Below are 14947 nucleotides of genomic sequence, written 5' to 3'. Positions count from 1 at the left end.
AAGCAACGCCGCGTGAAGCGCAGTGTAATGCAAACAGCATAGAGGTATAAATTGTGAAGAAACAATCCGGTTTTTCATTGTTAGAAGTAATGGTGGTATTGGTTATTATCGGTATGATCATGTCTATTGTGGCACCAAACATTATCGGTAACCAAGAACAAGCTGCAATTGATAAAGCAAGACTTGATATCACTCAAATTGAAAGTGCAATGAAAATCTACAAGTTGCAAAATAAGCGCTTCCCAACAACTGAGCAGGGTCTAGACGCACTGGTTGAAAAAACAACGATTGACCCTGTGCCAAAGCGCTTCCCTGACGGTGGTTTTTTGAATGAATTACCGCTAGACCCTTGGGATAATCCTTACCAACTCGTTAGCCCAGGTGAAATTGGCAAAGTCGACATTTTCTCAATGGGTCCAGATGGTGAAGTAGGTACCGAAGACGATATCGGTAACTGGAGAGATGAAGAAGACCGCTAATGTCGTTACTTGTGAAGACTCCAACTGTAAATGTATCAAGATCTCGAGGGTTCAGCCTACTAGAGATCTTGGTGGTTCTCCTGATAATCGGTTTCTCAATCCGGCTAGTGACTTTCACCGTGGGTGAGAGTGACGAACAGCTACTTGAAAAAGAAGCACGCAAGTTACATGGCATTGTTAATTTAGCGTCTGAATTTGCGGTATTAAACCAGGTTGAGTTGGGTCTTCATCTAGATAAGCAAACAATAGAGTTCTTGGTCTTCGACGGTGAGCAATGGACGACTTTCGAAGCCGAAGAGCTTTATAAGCCGATAGAATACGCGGAAGAGTATAAAATCGAGCTAAATTTAGAAGATCTCGCTTGGTCTCAAGATAACCTGCTAGAGCAATCCAACTGGCAAGAGATTATGGGAACAGGTGAAGATGACAATTTATTAGAATTGAAAAAAAAGAAGATCCCACAAGTATTAATTTTATCTTCTGGTGAAGTGAGTGCCTTTCAAATCTCTTTGGAACTCAAAGAAGAGTCTGAACCTGTCTACTTTATAGAGGGTGAATTTATGGCCCCCGTTAAGCTAAGGCAGGAACCCGAATGACAATCAAGTCTAAACAAGCTGGATTTACTCTTTTAGAGGTAATGGTTGCGATGGGGATCTGTGCAATTGCTGGTGTTGCCGCATTACAGGCGACTGGTGCGCACATTAGTCATATGAGTACCATTGAGCAGCAAACCTACGCGGCTTGGGTCGCAGAGAATCAAATGGTAATGACCAGAGCGAAAGCCAGTGGTGGTAAATGGAATGGTAAAAATACGGACAAGGGCGATGAAGAGTTTGCGGGGCATACTTGGTATTGGAGTCAGCAAGTTGAGAAGACCGAAGACCCTCAGTTCGTCAAATTAACAATTGAAGTGTTTGAAGACGAGCGACGCGAACATTCTATTTATGATTTGACCACTTTTCTGCATAAGGGCAAAAAGTGATGGAGCAAGCTAAGCGCCTTCAAACGGGTTTTACATTAATTGAAGTGATGGTTGCTTTGGTGATTTTGGCGTTCATTGTGACTGCATCTCACCAAATACTCGATACTTCTATCAAAGCTAAAGAAGCATCGGACGAAACGATTGCGCAGCTTGAAGGGTTACAAACAACTTTTCGTTTGATGGACCAAGACTTTAACCAAATGACCAAGCGAGAAGTACGCAATGAAGCGGGTGATTTTAGCCCAACTTATATCATTCATGGCCGTTACTCTCTTGAAAGCCAGTATGATGGCATTGCATTTATTCGAGATGGTTGGACCAACCCCGTGAGTTTATTACCACGATCAGAGCTTCAGGCGGTAGGTTATCGAGTTAAAGATGACAACTTAGAGCGTATTTACCGAATTTATGTCGATGAGTTGGATGGCTCAGAGCCTCGTGCTCAAGTCCTGTTAGAAAATGTCGAAGAACTTAAAATTGAGTTTCTTGATGATAAACATAAATGGCAGGACAACTGGCAAATTAAGGCGCTTCCACTTGCCGTTGCAGTGACTATTCAACAGCAAGATGAAGAGCCACTACGTCGTATTTTCCTCACACCTGGAGATGGCAAGGTAGCGCAAGCTAAGACAGGCCAAAGTGGCGGCAGAAATAGCCCTGGCAATAATGGACTTGATAGTGCCGGTGACGATTTAAATAACAATGACAATAGAAATGGCAATAATAACAGGAATGGCAATAACAGCCAGCGAGGAGGTCGACCGTGAGAAATCAACAAGGCGCAGCGCTGATTATTGTATTGTTTATTGTTGCTCTGGCTGCTAGCTTAGCGGCAGAAATGTCGTCCTCTTTGATGGTGCAAGTACAAAAAGCCGCAAACATTCAAACTCATCAGCAGGCCAAATGGTACAGCTATGGCGCGGAAGAGTTGGTTAAAAAAGTGTTGCTTGAAAGCCGCAAAGACGATCCAGATAAAGTCCACCTTGGCCAACCTTGGGCCATTGATGAAGTGCCATATCCCGTGGATCATGGCACTTTAAGCGGTAAAGTAACGGATTTACAAGCGTGCTTAAACTTGAACGCGCTAAGAGCGCCAAAAGATAATAATGCGAAGAGCAGCAGTACTGCGACAAACCCTGCGCACAAGGCATTATTGGAGTTGTTGAAAAACATCGAGGATCTGCCATCACAAGAGAGTGAAGAGGCTATGGCAGATAGTGTCTATGATTGGCTGGACGAAGACAGTATTACTTTCCGCTCAGGTGCGGAAGAAGATGAATACATGTCTCGACAAATGCCTTATATGACGGCAAATAATCTCATGGCTTCGGAGAGTGAGCTCCGAGTCATAAAAGGATTTAACCCTTTGGTAATGGAAAAGCTACTGCCGTATGTCTGTGTGATCCCAGGTAACACGGAATTGTCAATTAATGTTAATACGGTGCTACCTGAACAGGCATTACTCATAAGTGCACTCATAGAAGGTTTGAGCTTATCTGGTGCTGAAGCCGTCATTGCAGCTCGTCCAGAAGAAGGGTTTGACAGCCTTCAGGATTTCATTACCGAAGCGAAGAATCAAGGCGCTCAGGATACCAAAGATACTGAGAAAATATTCACAATAACAAGCAATTATTTTAAGTTGCGTGCTAAAGCATCGTTTGATGAGCGGTTGTTTAAAATGACCTCAATACTCGAAATAAAAAGCGGTCAGGCAACTGTGTTAGCACGTAAATTTGGAGGCGTTCAGTGACAGAAAAATTATTGATCCGGGTAGGTCAGTCACAACAAGAACCGGTCAATTGGTTAATATGGTCTGAGTCAGATGCTCAGATCATTGCCAGTGGAGAACTAGAACACAGTGGCTTAATCGGTGAGCTAACTGAAAAAGCGACAACGCGCAGTGTTGCGCTGTTATTACCAGCCTCAAGTGTGCAGTTAAAGCAAGTTGAACTGCCAACCAAGTGGAGCCGCAAGTTGGAGCGGGCGTTACCTTTCATGCTTGAAGAACAGGTCGCCTCTGATATTGATGAGCTCTTCATTGCCATTGGTAACCCAGTGTTAGTGGACGAGAAACATTTTATCAATATCGCTTTGTGTGATTTGCAGTGGCTGGCAGAGTGGGTCGCTGTTTTGTCTGATTTTGATATCGAGCCAGCAATTATCACCCCAGACGCGCTACTGCTTCCCAACCCTGAAGACAACGCGTTAAGTGCAATTCAACTGCATCAGCAGTGGCTTTTTAAAGGAGCTGACTGGCATATCAGTGGGGTTGAAATAGATTGGGTCAGTGATTATTTAATGTTGGCACCAGAGGCTGAGCTGATTCACTATAGCCCGACACACGGTTTAGCTACGACCAAGAGTCTTCAGGCAAGAGAGTCAGAATATGATTTGCCGTTGGCAATTTTTGCTCAGGGGTTAAATACGTTATCCATTAACCTTCGCCAAGGTCCATTTGCAGCGAAGAAAAAGCAGCCTCAATGGTGGCGAGATTGGAAAGCCGGTACGATTGCCGCAAGTATCGCTTTGCTGGCATTTGTTTGTGTCAAATCTACTCAGTTGGTCATGCTGCAAAGCGAAGCTGCTGAATATAAAGCGCAAGCAATGAGTACGTATAAACAAGCGTTTCCTAACAAAGTTGTGCGGCCGCACTTACTGCGTAAACAAATTCAAAATGAGTTGGCAGCATTATCTGGAACAGAACAGAGTGGTTTCTTGGAGCTAACCAACCACTTCGTGTCAATCTATGGTCAGGTAAGTGACTTTGCACCTGAAACATTCCGCTATGACCGCAAACGTAATGAACTAAGAATTCGTGCAAAAGCGAAGGGTTTCCAAGTGTTTAGTCAAGTGAAGTCGATTCTTGAACAGCGTGGTATGTCGGTTCAGCAAGGCGCACTAAACAATGACGGTGACTATGTGATCGGTGAGATTAGAATTCGAGGTGCTGCATGAAACAGCAAGTGATGAACTATTGGCATTCGCTTAAAGAGCAAGAGCAAAAGTTGTTGATTGTAGCTGGGGTTGTCTTTGTCATTTTTACGTTGGTTATGGGGGTTATCAGACCGCTAAACGACGGGGTACAGGCAGCGCAAAAAGATGTACAAAAACAACAAGAATTACACGCTTGGGTGGCAAAAAGTGTTGCCCAACTAAAAGCCCGTGGGAGTAATCAAGCCGTTGCTGGTAATCGTAACTTAACTCAGCTGGTTAATAGAACACGTGGCAGGCATGGCATTCAGATCAGCAAAATGCAGCCAAGAGATAATACATTACGCATTAATATAGACAACGTAGAGTTTAATAAACTGGTTAGTTGGATTGACGAATTAACTAATCAACACGGGGTCAAAGTGGCTAATTTAGACTTAGGCGAGGAACAGCAACAAGGGTATGTGCGTGTAAGTCGACTGGTGTTAGAGATTTAAATATGAAAAATGCAGTTAGTATTACTTTGGTTTTTTTGTTTTCTTTCATTGTATTTACAGTGGTCACGATCCCTGCATCGGTTGCACTACAGCTTGTGCAATCACAGATCCCCAGTAATGTTCGTATGGGGTCGGTCACAGGTACCCTATGGCAAGGGCAAATAAGTGGGATCAATTATCAAAATTTACAGCTTCACAATGTTAAGTGGGAACTGAATGGTTTAGCGCTGTTAACCGGGCAGCTCAGTGGTAAGATCAATTTTGGCAATGCACGTGACACATCAGAGATTTCAGGCCGCAGCAATTTTGCGGTGTCACTACTTAGTAAAAATATTGAATTAAATCAAGCTAAGTTACGTTTTAGCGTGGAGCAGGCCATGCAGCAGATCAAGTTACCCATTCCCGTTGACGCCAGTGGACGTGTCATTCTTGAAGTGGCGCAATACAACAGTGGCAAACCGTACTGTGAAGCACTGCAAGGCGATATTAGTAGCCCAGAAATTAAAGTAAAAGGCATGTCTGGTTGGTTCAGTATTGGCGACTTAAGTGGGGCACTTAGTTGTAAATCAGGTGACGTGGCTATTATTGTTGAGCCAGAAAATCTTTTAGGCTTGCGCGCCGATGCAACTTTGGCCGCAAACATGCAATTCCGTATTGCGGGCAATATTAAGCCAGACGCTTCTTTACCTAAAGAAGTTCATGATGCAGTCAAATTTATGTTTGGTCGTCCTGATTCACAAGGCCGCTATCCAGTGAGCATGTAAATGATGATGGATTTTAACTTTTTACCTACGCATCAATCACTGTTAAATGACTACCTCAGTTCACGTAGTAACGGGGTTGAGGCTATGACGTTGGATACCGTACAGGGCTTTTTGTTTGCGGTTGTATGTAGTCCCGATGGGGTTGAACCTGAGCAATGGTTAAGTGAGGTCACGGGGGCTGATGAAAGCGTGACAGAAGATGTCGTGTTTGCATTTTTGGCCCTCCATCACCAGATCAGTGAACAGGTATTTACAAGCGGCTTCACGTTACCTTTCGAAGACGTTGCGCCTTGGTCTGTGATGCATCAATGGAGCTTGGGTTTTTTGCGTGGTAGTCAAGGATATCTTAGCACGCTTTCTCAGACCGATATTTCTGAAGAGCTTAAAGAGGCGTTGATCAGCACCACTGAGTTGTTAGGCTTTTTTAGCCTTGAGCATGATCAAGTTAAAACCTACTGTCAGTCTACTGGCATTGAATTGACCGCGTTTTGCAAAGCACAATACGAACTTGCTGCACAGGTTGCCCCAGCGTTTGCTGAGCTGATAGAGCAAATCGCAGTAGCCAGTGGGTTGTATGAAGAGTAATTTATCGGATCGGAGAGGAAGATGGCTTGACCTTAGGTTAAGCCATATCTAATTCAATGTAAGTGCAGCCTTTTTGACACTTTGCGTAAGCCTTTTCACCCTCTTTTACAGCAACATTTAACTCAATAGCTTGATTGCACGTTGAACACAAAACGGTTTGTCCTTTGGCTATTTTTTTAAGTAGCGCCTTTTGTTCATTAAATGAACGTGCACGTAACTTATTGAACTGGGCCAAATCCATTACATTTCTGCCTTTTTAATGGCTTTAGCAGCAGCATCGCAAATGGTTTTTAGTTTTGGACCATAAAAATACATATTGAGTTCATGTTCTTGGCAATAGCGTAAATGGAAGATTTTTACTTTTTCATCCGTAGCCAGTGCGGTTTTTAAATATGAACGCTCTGATTCAGACAACTGTATTGATTGGCTGATGAGTTGCCTGGCTTGTTTTGCAGCCAAGCTATATTGGGTCTCACTGGTTTCGCCCAAAGTTTCTACACCCTGTTGCAGCAGCTTGTCTCTGGGTTCTTTGATCAGGGGATGATCTATGGTGAATAGTGCCAATACAATTAACACTAACAAAAGATATTTTTTCATAAAGCTCGCTAATTTGATCTATTCGACTCAATCAAAGTGACAGTGTAATAAAATGCAAGAATCAAAAGCAAGCGAAATGCTCAGGAAATATTCGTAGTTTTTGATTTCGTCGTGCGATTTTCGGCTCGCTAACAGCGCGCTGTTGCATATACTAACCTTAGTAAATATAAGGTCACTGTAGCAAGTAACCTGTCCGAAGCGCTTAAGGAGCTTTTATGGACAATAAGATCAAAGTAAAAAATATTCCCGTCGATGTAAAAATTCAAAAGCCAGAAGACCTACAGCCAGATAGGTTTAACCCACGCAATCGAATTTATGTGCGTGCGGTGAAAGGGATGCATCAAATACTTCGCCAGCGCATTGGCTTTTTAGGAATGCTCATGTTTATGGCGCTTCCTTGGCTCAACTATAATGGTCAACAAGCTGTTTTATTCGACCTTTTTGAGCAAAAATTCAATATATTTGGTCTGACGCTGTGGCCGCAAGATCTCACTATCTTGGCATTCATTCTCATGATTGCCGCATTTGCTTTGTTTTTAGTGACCACCTTTTATGGCCGTGTTTGGTGTGGTTATACCTGCCCGCAAACGGTCTGGACCTTCATCTTTATATGGTTTGAAGAAAAATGTGAAGGATCAGCAAATCAGCGTAAAAAGCTCGATCAAAGGCCAATGGATATGGATAAGTTATTGCGCAAAACCGCGAAACACCTGTGTTGGTTAGCGTTTTCTTTATACACAGCAATCACCTTTGTTGGCTACTTTACACCGATCCAATCCTTGTTACCCGACTTATTGCGCTTTTCTGCCAGTGGCTATGCTGCACTCAGTGTTGTTGTATTTGCGGTATGTACATATGGCAACGCCGGCTGGATGAGAGAAATTATGTGTTTACATATTTGTCCATATTCTCGTTTTCAATCAGCGATGTTCGATAAAGACACCTTTACGGTGAGTTACGACAGTAAGCGAGGTGAAAGCAGGGGGCCAAGAGGGAGAAAGCAAAATCCTAAAGAGATAGGGCTAGGCGACTGCATCGACTGTAAACTATGTGTTCAGGTTTGCCCCACGGGGATTGATATTCGTAATGGCTTGCAATATGAATGTATCAATTGCGGTGCGTGTATCGATGCATGTGATGGAGTCATGGATAAGATGAATTACACCCGAGGCTTAATTTCATACACAACGGAAAGAAATTTAGAAACGGCGCAGAAAACAACTAAACCTATTAGAGCTAAACTAATAGGCTATGTGATGATTTTACTGGTGCTCAGTGGCGCGCTGGTTGTCAACATTGCGATGCGTAAGACATTTGAGCTGGATATTGTTAGAGATCGAAATCAATTGTATCGGGTAAATTACGATGGGTTGGTAGAGAATACTTACACTCTCAAGCTGATCAACAAAGCCCAAGTAGCTCAGACTTTTACAATTTCTGTCAATGGTCTTGAGCAATTCGAGTTGATTGGTAAACAGCAAGTTACGGTTTCAGCTGGCTCGACGATTGATGTGCCGGTATCAATTTCCATGGATCCGTATGACTTGAATAAGCTAGTCACTGAATTTAATTTTGTGCTGACGAGCGAATTAGATAAGCATGCACAAATCTCACAATCAACGAATTTCTTCAAAGGCCGTTAAGGCATTTTCTAAATAGCAGCCACAACCGTGTGGCTGCACGTCTAAAGATGACAATAACCTTTGCTTCATCGTACTGTTCCCTTTATCCTAGGTCGTTAAATTTAAAGGCAGATAAGGTCATCATTCGACCTTTCTTATATTAATGGATACCCGTAATGAGTGATTTTAGCTATCAGAATCTCACCCCAGATTTGATTTTGGATGCCATTGAAAGTATTGGTATCTACCCTGAATCAGGGTTACTGCCTCTCAATAGTTATGAGAACCGTGTTTATCAATTTCGTAGTGATGACGCCAAGCGTTACGTCGTAAAATTTTATCGTCCAAATCGGTGGAGCAATGCGCAAATCAAAGAAGAGCATGCCTTTTCATATGAAGTAGCAAAAGCTGAAGTGCCTGTTGTTTGTCCGCTGGAACGAGAGGGTGAGAGCTTATTTGAACATCAAGGCTACCGCTTTGCTTTATTTCCAAGTGTTGGAGGGCGTCAGTTTGAAATGGATAATCTCGATCAATTGGAAGTTTTAGGGCGATATATCGGTCGTCTCCATAGTGTGGCAAAACAATATCACTTTGCCCATCGTCCAAGTGTGGATACACAAAGTTATTTGGTCCAAGCAAGTGAGGATATTTTAGCAAGTGAGTGTTTGCCATCTTCTTTGCAATTGGCATTTTCTACTGTGTTAGAGCAAGTTGTTAAGAAAACAACGGAAAAGTTTGTTGTAAATGATACGATCAGATTGCATGGTGATTGTCATGCTGGCAATATTCTGTGGTCTCAAGAGCAATTAATGATTGTTGACTTAGATGATTGTCGACAAGGCCCTGCCATTCAAGACCTATGGATGATGCTAAGTGGTGACCGCCAAAATCAAGCTTTGCAATTAGACACACTACTGGGCGGATATGAAGAGTTCAGTGAATTAGATATGCGCCAATTACAGCTGATAGAGCCATTGAGAGCAATGCGAATGGTTCACTATATGGGCTGGTTGGCCAAACGCTGGGAAGATCCTGCGTTTCCACGGAACTTTTCATGGTTCGCAACAGACAAATATTGGGAACAGCAGATCTTGGCATTGAAAGAACAATTGGCTGCGCTGGATGAGCCAGCACTAAGTATTTATCCATAAAAAATTAAGAGAGAAGCATATGTTAAAATCCATTAAAGTAGCATTATTGGCACTGTGTATGCCACTTGCTGCTATGGCAGCAGACTACAAGGAAAATGTTCACTACGAAACATTATCAGTGGAAAAAAGCAAATCGCCACGTGTTTTGGAGTTCTTTTCTTTCTATTGTCCTCATTGTTACAAGTTTGAAGGACCTGCTAGAGCATTAGAAGCGAGCCTTCCTGCTGACGTTCCTTTTGTTAAAAGCCATGTGAATTTTATGCGAGGCTTGCCGCCTGAAGCACAGTCTTACTTGAGTTTTGCTTATATTGTTGCAAAACACCATGGTGTTGATTCGCAAATTGTGGATGAAATATTTAAAACTATCCATGTCCAGCAAAGTCAGTTTAGAACTATGGATGACGTGAAAAAGTTACTTGCGGCTCACGGCGTGTCTGCAGAAAAGTTCGATGCTGCATTGGCGAGTATGCCCGTTATAAGCGCTGAAAAAGCAATGCAGGATGAACAAAAAAGGTTCAGTGATGCAGGTGCATTAAAAGGTGTACCTAGTTTTATCATCAACGATAAATACATCGTGAAGATTAGTTCACTTTCCAGTCAGGCTGAGTTTAATAATCTTGTCAAATACCTATTAGAAAAAGAATAGAACGGAGAGAAGCATGTTGAAAATGATTAAAGCGGCACTATTAGCCTTAATGTTGCCCGTCGCAGCGAATGCGATGACATTTGAAGAAGGGACACACTATGAAGTGATTGCTGAGCGCGGTACTAAAAAGCCTGAAGTAACAGAGTACTTTTCTTTTTACTGCCCTGCATGTAATAACTTTGAAGGCTTAATTGATCAATTTAAGCCAAAACTAGATGACGGTGTTAAGTTTAAAAAAAGCCATGTTGACTTTGTTGGGGTGAGAGACCCTAAACATCAAAAGATGATAGCAACGGCATTGGCAACTGCGAGTGTACTGCCGCAAAAAGATGATATTGTGTCTGCTATTTTTACGCACATTCATACAAAGCGCGCTAAGTTCAATGAGCTGGCTGATATGAAAGACGTTTTTGTTGCTGCTGGAGTAGATGGCGCTAAGTTTGATAAAATGTACAAGAGCTTTTCGGTTCGTACCAAAGCTTCAAAAATGGCTAGGCAACAAAAGCAGCTTCAAGATAAAGGCGCATTGTCTAGCGTGCCAACGTTCATCGTAAATGGCAAATATAAGCTTATTCTGAGTAGAGAGTCGGGCGTGACTAAACCAGATGATATTGCAAAGCTAATTAATTACCTTGCAAGCAAATAGATAAAAGAAAGCCCCGCTATGTAGCGGGGCTTTTTCATTTCAATCATGAATTACTTACGCGTTAGAAATACGCCCGATTCAACATGGTGGGTGTAAGGGAACTGATCAAAGATAGCAATTCGTGCAATAGTATGTGTTTTGCAGAGTGTTTCTAGGTCTCTTTCGAGGGTATCTGGATTACATGAAATATAGATAATATTGTCATAGTTGCTGACTAATTGGCAGGTCAACTCATCCATTCCGGCTCTCGGTGGATCTACCAAAATCGTCTGACAGTTGTATGATTTCAAGTCGATGCCATTGAGTCGAGAAAACTGACGTTTGCCTTGCATTGCGTCTGTAAATTCCTCGCTCGACATGCGAATGATGTCTAAGTTCTCTACGTTATTTGCCGCAATATTAAATTGTGCAGAGTGTACGGAAGACTTTGAAATTTCAGTTGCCAGTACGCGGTCGAAATGTTCAGCCAATGCAATAGAAAAGTTACCGTTCCCGCAGTATAACTCTAATAGGTCATTGGATAATGTGCGTGAAATAGATTTCGCCCAAGAAAGCATTTTCTCATTGACCTTGGCATTGGGTTGGGTAAAGCTATTTTCTACTTGCTGGTAAATATACTCTTTGCCATCTACGGACAGTTTTTCAGTGACATAGTCATTACCAAATACCACCTTCTGCTTGCGTGCACGGCCAATGAAATCGATCTTGTAGGTTTTTTGTAACTCATCTCTAAGTTGACTCATTGCGGATTGCCACGCTTCATCCAATGGCTTGTGATACAGCAAGCTAACAAGAATTTCCCCGCTTAAAGTAGATAAGTAGTCTATTTGAAATAGTTTGCGACGCAGTAATTCATTGTGGCGCAATTTGTCCATCATTACTTGCATAAGCTCATTAACGAGCGGCGCACCAGGATCAAATTCATCAACACGAATTTTCTCTTTGCTTTGTTGATCAAACATGATGTGGTATAGATCTTCACCATCGTGCCAGACGCGGAATTCACAACGCTGTCGATAGTGACGTTTCTCGGAGTCAAATACTTCAAGCGTGGGTGCATTGAAGCGCGCGAACTGTGCGCTTATACGCTGTTGCTTCTCTTCGAGTTGTTGTTCGTATTGCGTGTTATCAATAGTGATCACAGCCATGCTAAAACTACCTTTAAATATTGCGAGGAGGCGCTATTTTAGGGGGCGTAGAACATTTGTCCAGTGTTCGCTATTAAAATTGTGTTTTTATTGTACAAATTAACTTCAGCTTTTACGTATATAGCCGATAATAAACTGATAGAGTATAGCGGAGAGCAATCATGAAAATCGGACAGTTGAATCAGCTGTTAAATCCAGCGATGCAGCATAAAGCTGCGCAAGCAAAATCGCCGATCCCGAATATCTCAATAAACTCGGACCAATATCAAGGTAATAAATCTCAAGTTGCCGCTAAAATTCTTGATGACAAGCTAGCAGAAGCATTAGGAATAGAGAAAAAAGAAGCGCCTAAAAAGCCATTGTTTGACTTTGAGGAAATCGTTAAAAATGTACTGGGGTTTGTGCAAGGTGCAATTAACAAAGCGAAAGCTGATGGCAAAGATGATGATACGCTCATGGATATGCTTGAACAAGCACGTAAAGGTGTGCAAACAGGTATTGATGATGCGACTGACGAATTGACAGAATCTGGTCTGTTTAACGATGACATTAAAGACGGTATTGAAAAGTCTAAAGAAGGCATTTTCAATGGCTTAGATGAGTTTGAAAAAGAGCTTTTCAATCCCAGTCCTCAAAATGTATCCCTGAGCGCTGCACAATTTGCCAGTTTATCCAATAAAGCAGAATATGCATTTACGACAGCAGAAGGTGATGAAGTGGTGATCTCTTTTAATGATGCTTACAGCCAAAGTAGCGCTGCCAGCTACTATCAAGAAGGAGAAAATCAAGGTTTTGCATACGAACAGAGCAAGTCTCGAGAGGTTAACTTCTCTATTAGTGTGAATGGTGAGCTGAATGAAGAAGAGCAAGAAGCCATTAATGCAATGATGGAAGACATTCGAGATGTCAGCGATTCATTTTTTGCTGGTGAGTATGATGACGCTTTTGAATTGGCGCAGGAGTTGAGTTTAAACAGCGAGCAAATCACTAACTTTACCATGGATCTAAGGCAGAGCAAGACGTCGGCTGCTATTGCACAGTACCAACAAAGCAATCCAATGAAAGAGCTCGAGCAAGCATTCGCGCCTTTGGATAAGCGTTTGGAAGGTATTAATGAGGAAGCCGGTACACTCGGTATTGAGTCACAATTACCAGATATCTTGGCTTGGATGAATGAAGGCCAGCAACGTCTCAATCAATTCTTAGATTATGCACAAAACTACTTTAGCGCACTTAACGATAAGTCTGGACCGCAAAACGACCAAATAAGCTAGATAGTCAGGGTGCCTGTTTATTTTAATTGACTTGCGTGGCAAACTGCAGCTCTTACGAAAGGGGGAGAGTGTAGTTTGCCACATGTTTTAGTTTTTGATTCCGGGATTGGTGGGACGAGTGTCCTTTCTCATCTTCAGTCGACTATGCCACAGGCGCAATATAGTTATGTCATGGATAACGAACTTTTGCCCTATGGTCTTCAGTCACAAGAAATAATCAAAAGCAGGTTGGTGGCTTTACTTCATTGGATTAAGCAAACAGAGAAATCGGTAGATGTGATTGTCATTGCATGTAACACCGCATCGACATACGCATTGGCAACAGCTAGGCAGCATACAGACATCCCGATTGTTGGTGTTGTACCTGCAATAAAACCTGCAGCAAGCTCAAGTGAAAAAAAGCACATTGGTCTTTTGGCAACGCCTGCAACTTCAAAAAACACATACACTGCGAATTTAATTAGTTCATTTGCAAATGACTGCCAAGTTGAAATTTATCATTCAACACAATTAGTGAGTATTGCAGAGCATTACTATTGGTATGAAGAATTGCAAATAGAGCGATTAAAAACTGAATTAGAGCGCATCAATATATGCCCAGAAATAGATAGATTGGTCTTAGGGTGTACCCATTTCCCGATTATTGGAGAGCACCTTCAGCAATACCTTTCTCAAAAAATAACACTGATTGATTCTGGTGAGGCCATTGCTAGGCGTGTGAAACACATCTTATCTACGTGCAGTCTAGAAGAGAGGGGGATAGGTTTAGGGCCGGTGCATTGGTACGCAACGGCCCCAGATAAGTTGGAAAAGTCAGTAAATATTAACTTACTTAAGCTGGTGAACTAGATTCCGACTCTTCTTGCTTTTGTTTCGCTTCACGCACTTTTAAAGTACGTTGTTGGAATTCCATTTCGTTCAAGTCTTTGATAGCTTTATTTGCATCTATCTCTGACATCTCAACAAAACCAAAGCCTCTTCTCTTACCTGTATTCTTATCCTTGAGTAAACGTACAGAGAAAACTTGGCCTTTTTCTTCGAAGAGTTCTCTTACAGCTTGCTCATTTGCACGGTAAGGTAAGTTACCGACATAGAGTGTTTTGGTTGGAACTGCTTGACCAGTGTCTGACTGAGAAATAGTTGTTCTATTAATTGTCATTGTAGCCAGACCACCTATTGCAATCCCAATGGCAAATACTATCGACGTATCGAGTTGGTTATCTGCCAATAAAAAGCTTGCTGCTACATATCCCAAAATTGCGAGGATAAGAACAGTAAGCATTGTTTTACGATCTGAAGAATTCATAACGATCTACCAATAAACAGTGAATACACATTAATTTAACAAAGAAAGGTGCTATCTTAACGACTTAATTAAACATCGCAATAATAAAATATAGATGTTGTGGAAAATTGTGCCGTTTTATTGAGCTTAATATGGTGTTTTACCAGTGTTTGCTGGGTTTTTGAGCGTTTAAGTGTCTTTTTAAAATTTTAATAAAAAAACGCTTGACCCTAATTGAGAACTCCCTATAATGCGCACCCACTGACACGGCGGGATGCAGCGAAAAACGCAAACCAAAGTGAAGGGCAAAGTTAAATTGAAAGGTTGATTTAAAAAATTA

Annotated in this window: 19 protein-coding genes; 15 read left to right on the top strand and 4 right to left on the bottom strand. The window is 42.0% G+C overall.

The window, feature by feature from the left end; translation table 11 throughout:
• Positions 1–53 precede the first annotated feature (53 nt).
• From gspG to L1286_RS19060, 9 genes are read left to right on the top strand one after another with little or no spacing between them, the layout of a single operon-like run.
• On the top strand, positions 54–479 hold the full coding sequence (gspG, locus tag L1286_RS19100) for a type II secretion system major pseudopilin GspG (protein WP_235408622.1): 426 nt from the start codon (positions 54–56) through the stop codon (positions 477–479).
• Positions 479–1075, top strand: coding sequence for a type II secretion system minor pseudopilin GspH (gspH, locus tag L1286_RS19095; RefSeq protein ID WP_235408621.1), 597 nt, complete (start codon positions 479–481; stop codon positions 1073–1075). The genes gspG and gspH overlap by 1 nt, the downstream gene beginning before the upstream one ends.
• Positions 1072–1461 (top strand): type II secretion system minor pseudopilin GspI, encoded by a 390-nt coding sequence (gspI, locus tag L1286_RS19090; protein ID WP_235408620.1) that lies wholly within the window; start codon positions 1072–1074, stop codon positions 1459–1461. The genes gspH and gspI overlap by 4 nt, the downstream gene beginning before the upstream one ends.
• Positions 1461–2228, top strand: coding sequence for a type II secretion system minor pseudopilin GspJ (gene gspJ, locus L1286_RS19085; RefSeq protein WP_235408686.1), 768 nt, complete (start codon positions 1461–1463; stop codon positions 2226–2228). Before gspI ends, gspJ begins: the two co-directional genes overlap by 1 nt.
• Positions 2225–3211: a type II secretion system minor pseudopilin GspK gene (gene gspK, locus L1286_RS19080; RefSeq protein WP_235408619.1), complete on the top strand. Its 987-nt coding sequence runs from the start codon at positions 2225–2227 to the stop codon at positions 3209–3211. Before gspJ ends, gspK begins: the two co-directional genes overlap by 4 nt.
• A complete protein-coding gene (gene gspL / locus L1286_RS19075; RefSeq protein WP_235408618.1) occupies positions 3208–4416 on the top strand; it encodes a type II secretion system protein GspL in 1209 nt (402 codons plus the stop codon). The genes gspK and gspL overlap by 4 nt, the downstream gene beginning before the upstream one ends.
• On the top strand, positions 4413–4889 hold the full coding sequence (gene gspM / locus L1286_RS19070) for a type II secretion system protein GspM (protein WP_235408617.1): 477 nt from the start codon (positions 4413–4415) through the stop codon (positions 4887–4889). The genes gspL and gspM overlap by 4 nt, the downstream gene beginning before the upstream one ends.
• A gap of 2 nt (positions 4890–4891) precedes the next feature.
• Positions 4892–5653, top strand: a complete 762-nt coding sequence (locus tag L1286_RS19065; protein ID WP_235408616.1) for a type II secretion system protein N — start codon at positions 4892–4894, stop codon at positions 5651–5653.
• Positions 5654–6238, top strand: coding sequence for a YecA/YgfB family protein (locus L1286_RS19060; protein ID WP_235408615.1), 585 nt, complete (start codon positions 5654–5656; stop codon positions 6236–6238).
• A gap of 37 nt (positions 6239–6275) precedes the next feature.
• Here the strand turns inward: L1286_RS19060 and L1286_RS19055 are convergent, their stop codons facing one another.
• The gene (locus tag L1286_RS19055) at positions 6276–6479 is read right to left on the bottom strand and encodes a hypothetical protein (protein WP_235408614.1); all 204 of its coding nucleotides are present in this window, start codon (positions 6477–6479) and stop codon (positions 6276–6278) included.
• Positions 6479–6835: a hypothetical protein gene (locus tag L1286_RS19050; RefSeq protein ID WP_235408613.1), complete on the bottom strand. Its 357-nt coding sequence runs from the start codon at positions 6833–6835 to the stop codon at positions 6479–6481. Before L1286_RS19050 ends, L1286_RS19055 begins: the two co-directional genes overlap by 1 nt.
• 215 nt (positions 6836–7050) lie before the next feature.
• Between L1286_RS19050 and ccoG the strand changes: the two genes are divergently transcribed.
• The 4 genes from ccoG to L1286_RS19030 all read left to right on the top strand — a co-directional run bounded on the left by ccoG (position 7051) and on the right by L1286_RS19030 (position 10900).
• Positions 7051–8478 carry a cytochrome c oxidase accessory protein CcoG gene (gene ccoG / locus L1286_RS19045; protein WP_235408612.1) on the top strand — a complete coding sequence of 476 codons (1428 nt, stop codon included), beginning with the start codon at positions 7051–7053 and terminating at the stop codon, positions 8476–8478.
• A gap of 155 nt (positions 8479–8633) precedes the next feature.
• Positions 8634–9608 carry a serine/threonine protein kinase gene (locus L1286_RS19040; RefSeq protein ID WP_235408611.1) on the top strand — a complete coding sequence of 325 codons (975 nt, stop codon included), beginning with the start codon at positions 8634–8636 and terminating at the stop codon, positions 9606–9608.
• A 19-nt stretch (positions 9609–9627) separates the two neighbouring features.
• On the top strand, positions 9628–10254 hold the full coding sequence (locus L1286_RS19035; RefSeq protein ID WP_235408610.1) for a thiol:disulfide interchange protein DsbA/DsbL: 627 nt from the start codon (positions 9628–9630) through the stop codon (positions 10252–10254).
• 13 nt (positions 10255–10267) lie between these two features.
• Positions 10268–10900, top strand: coding sequence for a thiol:disulfide interchange protein DsbA/DsbL (locus L1286_RS19030; protein WP_235408609.1), 633 nt, complete (start codon positions 10268–10270; stop codon positions 10898–10900).
• Between the two features lie 50 nt (positions 10901–10950).
• On the opposite strand, the gene trmA is transcribed toward L1286_RS19030, so the two are convergent.
• Complete coding sequence (gene trmA / locus L1286_RS19025) at positions 10951–12048, bottom strand: tRNA (uridine(54)-C5)-methyltransferase TrmA (RefSeq protein WP_235408608.1); 1098 nt, start codon at positions 12046–12048, stop codon at positions 10951–10953.
• Between the two features lie 161 nt (positions 12049–12209).
• Between trmA and L1286_RS19020 the strand changes: the two genes are divergently transcribed.
• Positions 12210–13322 (top strand): DUF5610 domain-containing protein, encoded by a 1113-nt coding sequence (locus L1286_RS19020; protein WP_235408607.1) that lies wholly within the window; start codon positions 12210–12212, stop codon positions 13320–13322.
• Positions 13323–13397: 75 nt separating this feature from the next.
• The gene (murI, locus tag L1286_RS19015; protein WP_235408606.1) at positions 13398–14171 is read left to right on the top strand and encodes a glutamate racemase; all 774 of its coding nucleotides are present in this window, start codon (positions 13398–13400) and stop codon (positions 14169–14171) included.
• Here murI and L1286_RS19010 read toward each other — a convergent pair.
• A complete protein-coding gene (locus L1286_RS19010) occupies positions 14155–14628 on the bottom strand; it encodes an RNA recognition motif domain-containing protein (RefSeq protein ID WP_235408605.1) in 474 nt (157 codons plus the stop codon). The two genes, murI and L1286_RS19010, sit on opposite strands and share 17 nt — an antisense overlap.
• Between the last annotated feature and the right edge of the window lie 319 nt (positions 14629–14947).

It is taken from the genome of Pseudoalteromonas sp. SMS1, assembly GCF_021530565.1.
Classification (GTDB): domain Bacteria; phylum Pseudomonadota; class Gammaproteobacteria; order Enterobacterales; family Alteromonadaceae; genus Pseudoalteromonas.
This window is presented reverse-complemented; position numbering and strand designations above follow the sequence as displayed.

Bases quoted from the DNA above. Each gene is read 5' to 3' on its own strand.
- L1286_RS19035 (WP_235408610.1), top strand. From the start codon at position 9,628: ATGTTAAAATCCATTAAAGTAGCATTATTGGCACTGTGTATGCCACTT.
- gspI (WP_235408620.1), top strand. From the start codon at position 1,072: ATGACAATCAAGTCTAAACAAGCTGGATTTACTCTTTTAGAGGTAATG.
- L1286_RS19010 (WP_235408605.1), bottom strand. From the start codon at position 14,628: ATGAATTCTTCAGATCGTAAAACAATGCTTACTGTTCTTATCCTCGCA.
- gspJ (WP_235408686.1), top strand. From the start codon at position 1,461: ATGGAGCAAGCTAAGCGCCTTCAAACGGGTTTTACATTAATTGAAGTG.
- gspM (WP_235408617.1), top strand. From the start codon at position 4,413: ATGAAACAGCAAGTGATGAACTATTGGCATTCGCTTAAAGAGCAAGAG.
- L1286_RS19050 (WP_235408613.1), bottom strand. From the start codon at position 6,835: ATGAAAAAATATCTTTTGTTAGTGTTAATTGTATTGGCACTATTCACC.
- L1286_RS19020 (WP_235408607.1), top strand. From the start codon at position 12,210: ATGAAAATCGGACAGTTGAATCAGCTGTTAAATCCAGCGATGCAGCAT.
- ccoG (WP_235408612.1), top strand. From the start codon at position 7,051: ATGGACAATAAGATCAAAGTAAAAAATATTCCCGTCGATGTAAAAATT.
- gspH (WP_235408621.1), top strand. From the start codon at position 479: ATGTCGTTACTTGTGAAGACTCCAACTGTAAATGTATCAAGATCTCGA.
- L1286_RS19060 (WP_235408615.1), top strand. From the start codon at position 5,654: ATGATGATGGATTTTAACTTTTTACCTACGCATCAATCACTGTTAAAT.
- trmA (WP_235408608.1), bottom strand. From the start codon at position 12,048: ATGGCTGTGATCACTATTGATAACACGCAATACGAACAACAACTCGAA.
- L1286_RS19055 (WP_235408614.1), bottom strand. From the start codon at position 6,479: ATGGATTTGGCCCAGTTCAATAAGTTACGTGCACGTTCATTTAATGAA.
- L1286_RS19040 (WP_235408611.1), top strand. From the start codon at position 8,634: ATGAGTGATTTTAGCTATCAGAATCTCACCCCAGATTTGATTTTGGAT.
- L1286_RS19065 (WP_235408616.1), top strand. From the start codon at position 4,892: ATGAAAAATGCAGTTAGTATTACTTTGGTTTTTTTGTTTTCTTTCATT.
- L1286_RS19030 (WP_235408609.1), top strand. From the start codon at position 10,268: ATGTTGAAAATGATTAAAGCGGCACTATTAGCCTTAATGTTGCCCGTC.